9 protein-coding genes are annotated in these 7,980 nt (G+C 71.3%); 3 read left to right on the top strand and 6 right to left on the bottom strand.

The window, feature by feature from the left end; genetic code table 11:
* Positions 1-126: 126 nt before the first annotated feature.
* The 4 genes from ACZ7P3_RS32895 to ACZ7P3_RS32880 form a co-directional block, all read right to left on the bottom strand.
* Positions 127-675, bottom strand: coding sequence for a hypothetical protein (locus ACZ7P3_RS32895; protein WP_472087216.1), 549 nt, complete (start codon positions 673-675; stop codon positions 127-129).
* A 2-nt stretch (positions 676-677) separates the two neighbouring features.
* Positions 678-1,481 (bottom strand): hypothetical protein, encoded by an 804-nt coding sequence (locus ACZ7P3_RS32890; protein WP_472087215.1) that lies wholly within the window; start codon positions 1,479-1,481, stop codon positions 678-680.
* A 358-nt stretch (positions 1,482-1,839) separates the two neighbouring features.
* Complete coding sequence (locus ACZ7P3_RS32885; RefSeq protein WP_356123985.1) at positions 1,840-1,992, bottom strand: hypothetical protein; 153 nt, start codon at positions 1,990-1,992, stop codon at positions 1,840-1,842.
* Positions 1,993-2,347: 355 nt separating this feature from the next.
* The gene (locus ACZ7P3_RS32880) at positions 2,348-3,220 is read right to left on the bottom strand and encodes a 3-hydroxybutyryl-CoA dehydrogenase (protein WP_472087213.1); all 873 of its coding nucleotides are present in this window, start codon (positions 3,218-3,220) and stop codon (positions 2,348-2,350) included.
* A 169-nt stretch (positions 3,221-3,389) separates the two neighbouring features.
* Here ACZ7P3_RS32880 and ACZ7P3_RS32875 point away from each other — a divergent pair, with 169 nt between their 5' ends.
* Positions 3,390-4,637, top strand: coding sequence for a glycoside hydrolase family 10-like protein (locus tag ACZ7P3_RS32875; RefSeq protein WP_472087211.1), 1,248 nt, complete (start codon positions 3,390-3,392; stop codon positions 4,635-4,637).
* Position 4,638: 1 nt separating this feature from the next.
* Here ACZ7P3_RS32875 and ACZ7P3_RS32870 read toward each other — a convergent pair whose 3' ends face one another.
* Positions 4,639-4,836: a DUF1918 domain-containing protein gene (locus ACZ7P3_RS32870; RefSeq protein ID WP_472087210.1), complete on the bottom strand. Its 198-nt coding sequence runs from the start codon at positions 4,834-4,836 to the stop codon at positions 4,639-4,641.
* A gap of 16 nt (positions 4,837-4,852) precedes the next feature.
* Complete coding sequence (locus tag ACZ7P3_RS32865; protein ID WP_472087208.1) at positions 4,853-5,764, bottom strand: DMT family transporter; 912 nt, start codon at positions 5,762-5,764, stop codon at positions 4,853-4,855.
* Here ACZ7P3_RS32865 and ACZ7P3_RS32860 point away from each other — a divergent pair.
* Positions 5,763-7,196: an aminotransferase-like domain-containing protein gene (locus ACZ7P3_RS32860; protein ID WP_472087206.1), complete on the top strand. Its 1,434-nt coding sequence runs from the start codon at positions 5,763-5,765 to the stop codon at positions 7,194-7,196. The genes ACZ7P3_RS32865 and ACZ7P3_RS32860 overlap by 2 nt on opposite strands.
* A gap of 302 nt (positions 7,197-7,498) precedes the next feature.
* On the top strand, positions 7,499-7,936 hold the full coding sequence (locus ACZ7P3_RS32855; RefSeq protein ID WP_472087204.1) for a GNAT family N-acetyltransferase: 438 nt from the start codon (positions 7,499-7,501) through the stop codon (positions 7,934-7,936).
* The last annotated feature ends 44 nt before the right edge of the window (positions 7,937-7,980 follow it).

Genomic DNA, 7,980 nt, shown 5'->3' with positions numbered 1-7,980 from the left:
ATCGTGACCTGGATCGAGCGGACCTACCACCGACGCCGCAGACAAGCCTCACTCGGCCGGCTGACACCCGTCGAATTCGAGACCGTCATGACCACGCCGGCCCTCCAGGCCGCGTGACCGAACCTGTCACCCGAACCTGCAGCAGACCCGGCTGAGCAGGGCGCGTACGTCCCTGGGTGATGAGGCGTTGTCCAGAACGAGCAACCAGTCGTCATGAGTCTGGAGCCAGGCTCGCGCCCACTCTGCAGCCACTTCGCTTGGCTGATCGGCCAGCCCAGGGTCGATGCGACAGGCCAGCCGGGACAGGCCGTACTCGATCTGAGTCGGGTCTCCGGCCGAGATTTCCCAAACGGGGTTGTACTTGCCCCGGTACTCGGATGCTGTTTGCGCGGCCAACGACGTTTTGCCCAGGCCGCCGCATCCGGTGATCACAACGACCGCTCCGGGGGGCCCGTTGAGCATCTCTTTCAAGCGTTTCTGCTCGGCGGTCCGCCCCTGGAAAACCGGGCTTTTGCCGCTGTGGAACCCGAACACATCGGGGGGAGCAGGCACCGCTGCTGCCGGCTTCGGTGCGCCCGGCGCAAGGGGGATCTGGGTGATCGAGGCGTTGTCGCCGGTGGACACGACCCCGGTGTTGTTCCCGACGAAGATGGATCGTTCGAAGCCCTGATCCACACCTACCTCTGGATGGTCGCGTTGTCGCCGGTGGAGATCACTCCGTCATTGTGCGCGACGGCGACGGAACGTGCGCCGGTTGCCTGAGCCGTCACAGGCGATCCAGCCAGAAGTTTCTCAAGGTCTGAGGCCAAGTCGGCGTCCTCCACGAGGGCCTTCTTTATCTGGGCGCGCAATGCGCCGAGAAAGTCCTCATCGTCGAGGGCACTCGCCAGATCCTCAACGGCGACATCGATTCGGGGTTGCACGTCCTCGTTCCTTCGCAACCGCGCCAGCAACCGTTGTCCGAGGCGCACGGTCTCCACGGCTGCCGCGTCTTCGGCACGCACCAAGACGTTCGCTCCGTAGGCGGTCACGGCCGCCGTCAAGCTCGGCATCATCGCATCAACAAGGGACGGATCCATGCATGCCTCCCCAAGGCCTGATCCAGTGCGTAGGAGCCCTTCACTGTACCGAACCACCTTGGCCTGCACGGTTGTTGAGTTCACGTTCGGTGTGGCATCCCAGTCCCAGAGGCGGCCCTCAGGAGTGCTGAAGTCGATCAGGGTCCACATGCAGCAGCCGCGGTCCATGAGCGGGAGGACCTCCTCGGGTGCGGCGGGGATGCCGGAGTCGTCCTTCGTCGAGAAGAGCCGGTGGGCTTCGATCATGTCCCGCTCGTTGCTGAACCAATTGCCGGTGTCCGTCAACGAGAGGCATTTCCAGACTCCGAAGCCGCCGTTGGCGACTTCGAGGTAGAGGCGCCGCAGCAACTGTGGTATGGGGCGGCTGACCGCACGTTCGACTGCCGCGACGTCCTCCGGCATGGCCGGCGGGGGCAGAACACGGTCCATCGTGAAGCGCGCGGGATCCCGCAGTACCCGCCGGTAGGCTTCGCATCCGTCGGCGACGACGACGTACGCCGCGGGCCTGATGTGGGCCGAGCTCTGCTCTACGCGCCAGACCGGGCGTACAAGGCCCTCACCGGCCAGGAGTGCGATCGCAGCACCCGCTACTCGTACGAGTCTTACTCGAACCGGGCCGGCTGGGGCGACAGGCCATGATGGACGACGAGCTTGTCGAGGCCGTCCGTACCCGCGTCTCCGCACGCGCGTAGAGGAACGCGTCGCCGGAGAGGCAATGGCCGTACTCCTGCAGGGCCAACCGGTACAGCGCCCGGGCAAACTACTCGGCGAACTCGGCGATCAAGGACACTCGGCCCGGCCGCAAGCCGAGCAGTAAGGCCCGCCGCGAGGCCATCGGCATCAGGGTCAGGCCCGGCCGGTCGGATTCCTCGATCAGCGCCCAGAACGTGTCCTCGTCCGTGACGGCCCTCATGGCACTCGGATCCGACAACGGGAGGCTGTCGCGAGGGCGACGGGACGCGCCGAACCCGGGACTTTTCAGGGATTTTCCGCTCTGTCCCAGGGATTTTTCAGGGATTTTCCGCTGAGTAAGAGGGAAAGACCCTGACAGCTTCGAAAGACATAAAACCCCAGGTCGGAGCCTATTTGGCGTCGGTGGATGCCGCTCGCCAGGCTGTGTCTCCGTGCAGTCCACATGGACTGGGCGAGGAGGCACGGATGAGGACCTGGCGGGCGCCGCGAGAGCCCCCCACGGCAGCGCCGCCATGGGTGCTGGTCCGGGTGAATGCGCCCTGGAACAGCGCCACTTGGCGGCGCCGCCGCACTCGCTAGTACGTGTAGAACCCCGACCCCGTCTTCCGCCCCAGCCGCCCCGCCTCGACCATCCGCTGCAGCAGCGGGGGAGCGGCGTACAGCGGCTCCTTGTACTCGGCGTACATCGAGTTGGCGATGGAGACGATGGTGTCCAGACCGATCAGGTCGGACAGCCTCAGCGGACCCATCGGGTGCGCGCAGCCCATCTCCATGCCGTTGTCGATGTCCTCGCGGCTCGCGATGCCCGACTCGAACATCCGGATCGCGGACAGCAGGTAGGGCACCAGCAGCGCGTTCACGACGAACCCGGAGCGGTCCTGGGCGCGGATGGCGTGCTTGCCGAGCACCTTCTCGGCGAACAGCTGGGCGCGGCCGAGGGTGCCCTCGGAGGTGGTGAGCGCCGGGATCAGCTCGACCAGGTTCTGCACCGGCGCCGGGTTGAAGAAGTGGATGCCGACCACGTGGTCGGGCCGCGAAGTGGCGACCGCCAGCTTCACCAGCGGGATGGAGGAGGTGTTGGAGGCCAGGATCGCGTCCGGCCGGGTCACCACCTGGTCGAGCACCTGGAAGATCTCCGTCTTCACCTGCTCGTTCTCCACCACGGCCTCGATCACCAGATCGCGGTCGGCGAACTCGCCCAGGTCCGTGGTGAAGCTCAGCCGCGCCAGCGTGGCGTCCCGCTCCTCCTCGCTGATCTTGCCGCGCTCGGCGGCCTTGGCCAGGGAGTTGAACAGCCGGGTACGGCCGATCTCCAAGGCCTCGCCGGTGGTCTCGGCGACCTTCACATCCAGTCCGGCGCGGGCGCAGACCTCGGCGATTCCCGCGCCCATCTGGCCACAGCCCACGACTCCGACGCGCGCAATGTCTCCCCCTGGGATGCCCGTCACATCGTCCCCTTCGCTGGTTCTCCGGCTCTGGCAGGATCTCCGGGTTCGGTGCCTGCTCCGATCGTGCACGTTACCGCCAAGTATCGATGATCGATCGCCCGGGTGGGGGCATCCTGGGGCGCGTAACGATCCGTGACGCAGCGGATCCGGAGCGTATGGGGGTGTGCAGATGGGGCGAATCTCACGACGCGCGTTCGGGCTGGCGGCTCTGTCGACGCTGGCGATGACCCACGCGGCCGCGGCCGTGCCCGCCGCCCGGCGGGACCCGGACGGCCGCGGGCCGCGCGCGGCCGCCGAGATGCGGGGCGTGTGGCTCGCGACCGTGTCCAACCGTGACTGGCCCTCGCGGCCGGGCCTCACGGCCGCCGCCCAGCGCACCGAGCTGATCGCGCACCTCGACAGGGCGGCCCGCGACCGGCTCAACACGGTGCTCCTCCAGGTGCGGCCCACCGCGGACGCCCTGTGGCCCTCGCCGTACGAGCCCTGGTCCGAGTGCCTCACCGGCACCCAGGGCGGGGATCCGGGCTGGGACCCGCTGGGCACCGCCGTGCAGGAGGCCCACGCCCGGGGGCTGGAGCTGCACGCCTGGTGCAACCCGTACCGCATCGCCAACCACACCGACCCGGGCCGGCTGGCCGACGCGCACCCGGCGCGCCGGCACCCGGACTGGGTGGTGTCGTACGGCGGCAAGCTCTACTACAACCCGGGCCTGCCCGCGGTCCGCGCCTTCGTCCAGGAGGCCATGCTCGACGCGGTCGCCCGCTACCCGGTCGACGCCGTCCACTTCGACGACTACTTCTACCCGTACCCGGTCGCCGGTCAGACCTTCGACGACGACGCCGCCTACGACCGGTACGGCGGCGACTTCGCCGGCCGGGCCGCCTGGCGCCGCGACAACATCGACAAGCTGGTGCAGGAGACGGCGGCGGGCATCCGGCGGGTCCGCCCCGGCACCCGGTTCGGCATCAGCCCCTTCGGCGTGTGGCGCAACGCCACGACCGACCCCCGGGGCTCGGACACGCGGGCGGGCGTGCAGACCTACGACGACCTGCACGCGGACACACGTTCATGGGTCCGCAACCACTGGATCGACTACGTCGTCCCGCAGCTGTACTGGCACATCGGCTTCGCCACTGCCGACTACGCGACGCTCGTCGAGTGGTGGGCGAAGGTCGCCGAGGGCACCGGCACACACCTCTACATCGGTGAAGCGCTCTACCGGGCGGGCGCCACCGGCGAGCCCTCGGCCTGGCGCGACCCGGTCGAACTGTCCCGGCATCTCACGCTCGCCGCGCGGTATCCGCAGGTGGGCGGGCACATGTTCTTCGCCGCCAAGGACGTGGCGGCGGATCCGATCGGGGCGATGGCGCGGGTGGTCGCCGACCACTACGGGCAGCCGGCGAAGCCACCGCGCTGATCTAGTGGTGTTCCTCGTGCGTGTGCTTGACCTGGCAGTCGGGGCCGGGGGACATGATCGCCTCGTGCCCGTCCTGGAAGCGGACGCGGTACGGTGGCGTGCCCTCGGGACCCAGGACTTCCACGACTTCCGAGATGTGGTCGTGTTCGCCGACCACCCTGCCGTGCTGGACGAGCTGGTCGCCCACGGTTGCGCGCATCAGGCCCTCCTCACGGTCACGACCGTTGGGTGACGGCGATGCAGACGAGCACGGCGACGGCGGCCAGCGGAGCGGCCGCCGTAAGGTGCTCGCCCAGCAGCAGCGCCGACCACACCAGTGTGAGCAGCGGCTGGGCCAACTGCAACTGGCTGGCCTTCGGGATGCCGATGGCCGCCATGCCCCGGTACCAGACGACCAGACCGAGGAACTGCGAGACCACCGAGACCCACACCAGACCCGCCACACCGTGCCCCGTCAGCCGCACCGGCTCGTACGACAGCGCCAGCGCGGCGGTCGGCACGCTCAGCGGCAGGCACAGCACCAACGCCCACGCGATGACCTGCCAGCCGGGCATCACCCGGGCCAGCCGCCCGCCCTCGGTGTACCCGGCCGCGCACACCAGCAGCGCGCCGAACAGATACGCGTCGGCGACGGTGAGCGCGCCGCCGCTCTGGCCGACGGTGAAGGCGAGCACGGCCGCCGCGCCGGCCAGGGCCGCCGGCCAGAACCGCCGTGCGGGCCGGTGGCCCGTGCGCAGCGCCGAGCAGACGGCGGTGGTCAGCGGCAGCAGGCCCACCACGACGGCGGCGTGCGAGGTGGTCGAGGTCTGCAGGGCGAGCGTGGTCAGCAGCGGGAAGCCGAGGACCACGCCCGCGGCGACGACCGCGAGACCCGGCAGGTGCCGCCGCTCGGGCAGCGGGACCCGCAGGGCCAGCAGACACCCGCCCGCGACGAGCGCCGCGAGCACGCTGCGCAGGGCCACCAGGGACCAGGGGCCGAAGCTCTCCAGACCCCAGGCGGTGGACGGGAAGGTGAGGGAGAAGGCCGTCACGCCGAGGGCGGCCAGCCCGGTGCCGTGGGACCGGTGCTCGCGGGGAGCGGGGACCGCTATCGCTGTCGCGGTAGTAGCGCTACTCTGTGCTCTCATGTCTGAGCGTAGCAGCGTTGGTGAACTGGCAGAACAGCTGCGGCAGGAGCTCGACCGCTACTCATTCGGTGGAAAGCTCCCGTCCAGCAGGACGCTGGTCGAACGGTTCCGGGTGAGCCCGGTGACCGTCTCCCGGGCCCTGGCCCAGCTGGCCGCCGAGGGGCTGGTGGTCACCCGGCCCGGCGCCGGTGCCTTCCGCGCACGGCCGCACGCCGCCGCCCAGCCCGCCGGGGACACCTCCTGGCAGGAGGTCGCGCTGAGTGCCGACGGCGCCGCCGACCTGGTACCGCGCACGGTGGACGCCTCCGGCGTCACGATCTGCCTCGCCGCACCGCCCCCGGGCGTGCTGGAGTTCAACGGCGGTTACCCCCATCCCTCCCTCCAGCCCGAGCGGGCGATGGCCGCGGCCCTCGCCCGGGCCGGCCGGCGGCCCGGCGCCTGGGGCAGGCCCCCGCTGGAGGGCCTGCCGGAGCTGCGGGAGTGGTTCGCGCGCGGGATCGGCGGGGCGGTCACGGCCGCCGAGGTGCTGATCGCCGCCGGCGGGCAGTCCGCCCTGGCCACCGCTCTCAGGGCGCTCGCGCCCCCCGGCGCACAGGTCCTCGTGGAGTCACCCACCTACCCGGGCATGCTGGCGCTGGCCCGCTCGGCAGGACTGCGCCCGGTCCCGGTGCCGGTCGACCCCGACGGCGTGCGGCCCGACCTGCTCGCCGACGCCTTCCGGGCCACCGGCGCCCGCGTGTTCGTCTGCCAGCCCCTGTTCCAGAACCCGACCGGTGCCGTCCTCGCCCCCGACCGCCGCGCCGAGGTGCTGCGCATCGCCCGGGCCGCGGGCGCGTTCGTCATCGAGGACGACTACGTACGACGGCTCGTGCACGCCGACTCGGGCCCGCTGCCCCGCACGCTGGCCGCCGACGACCCCGACGGTGTGGTCGTCCACGTCGGTTCGCTGACCAAGGCGACCTCGCCCAGCTTCCGGGTGAGCGCGCTGGCCGCGCGCGGACCCGTGCTGGAACGCCTGCGCGCCATCCAGGTCGTGGACAGCTTCTTCGTCCCCCGGCCGCTCCAGGAGGCCGCCCTGGAACTCGTCGGCTCCCCGGCCTGGCCCCGCCATCTGCGGGCGCTGTCGGCCGAGCTGAAGACCCGCCGCGACGCCATGACGGCCGGGCTCGCCCGCCACCTTCCCGAACTCGTCCTGCCGTACATCCCGTCCGGCGGCTACCACCTCTGGCTCCGCCTGCCCGACGGCACCGACGAGACGTCCCTGACCGCCGCCGCCCTGCGCGCGGGGGTGGCCCTCACCCCGGGCCGCCCCTACTTCAGCGCCGAACCCCCGGCGAGCCACCTCCGCCTGAGCTTCGCGGCGGTCGCGGGCACGGGGGAGATCGCGGAGGGGGTACGGCGGTTGCGGGCGGCGTGCGACGAGGTGCTCTAGGAGGGGCGACCGTGGTCCGGGCGCGCGACCGTGGTCCGGCGGCAGGGCCGGTGGCCCGAGGGGCGGGGCGACCGTGGCCCGGGTGGGCGGGACGGAGGCCTGACGGGCGGGACCGACCCCGGCCCGGGTGGGCGGGACGGAGGCCTGACGGGCGGGGGCGACCCCGGCTCGGGTGGGCGGGACGGAGGCCCGAGGGGCGGACGGTGGCCCGGGCGGCGGCGTGGGGGTCCGGCGGGCAGGGCCGTGGCCCGGGCCGGGCAAATCCGTTCGACGCCGGACGGGGCGTCCGTGATGATCTCCGCATGAACGATGCGCCTGAACTCCCCGACGGCTACGAGTTCTCCACCGACACCGACCGCGTCGACGTCGGCCGCGTCCACGGCTGGCTGTCGAACGACGCCTACTGGGCGATCGACCGGCCCCGGGAACAGCACGAGCGCGCGATGGCCTCCTCGATCAACTTCGGGGTCTACGCCACGGCCTCGGGCGAGCAGGTCGCGTACGCACGCGTGGTGACCGACCACGCGCTGTTCGCCTGGCTCGCCGATGTCTACGTCGACCCGTCGGTGCGCGGCAAGGGCGTCGGCACGGCGTTCGTCGGCCGCATCCGGGACCATCTGCGGCCCCTCGGGGTGCGCCGTGTCCTGCTCGCCACGAAGGACGCGCACGGCGTGTACGAGAAGCTGGGCTTCCGGCCGCTGGACCACCCCGACCAGTGGATGCTGCTCCCCTTCGGGTGACGGCGGAACTCCCCGGCGGTCCGCACCGGCCCCTCGGACGATTC

The organism is Streptomyces sp. NPDC107581 (assembly GCF_055657175.1).
Note: the sequence above shows the minus strand (reverse complement) of the source record. Positions and strands in the feature narration are given on the sequence as shown.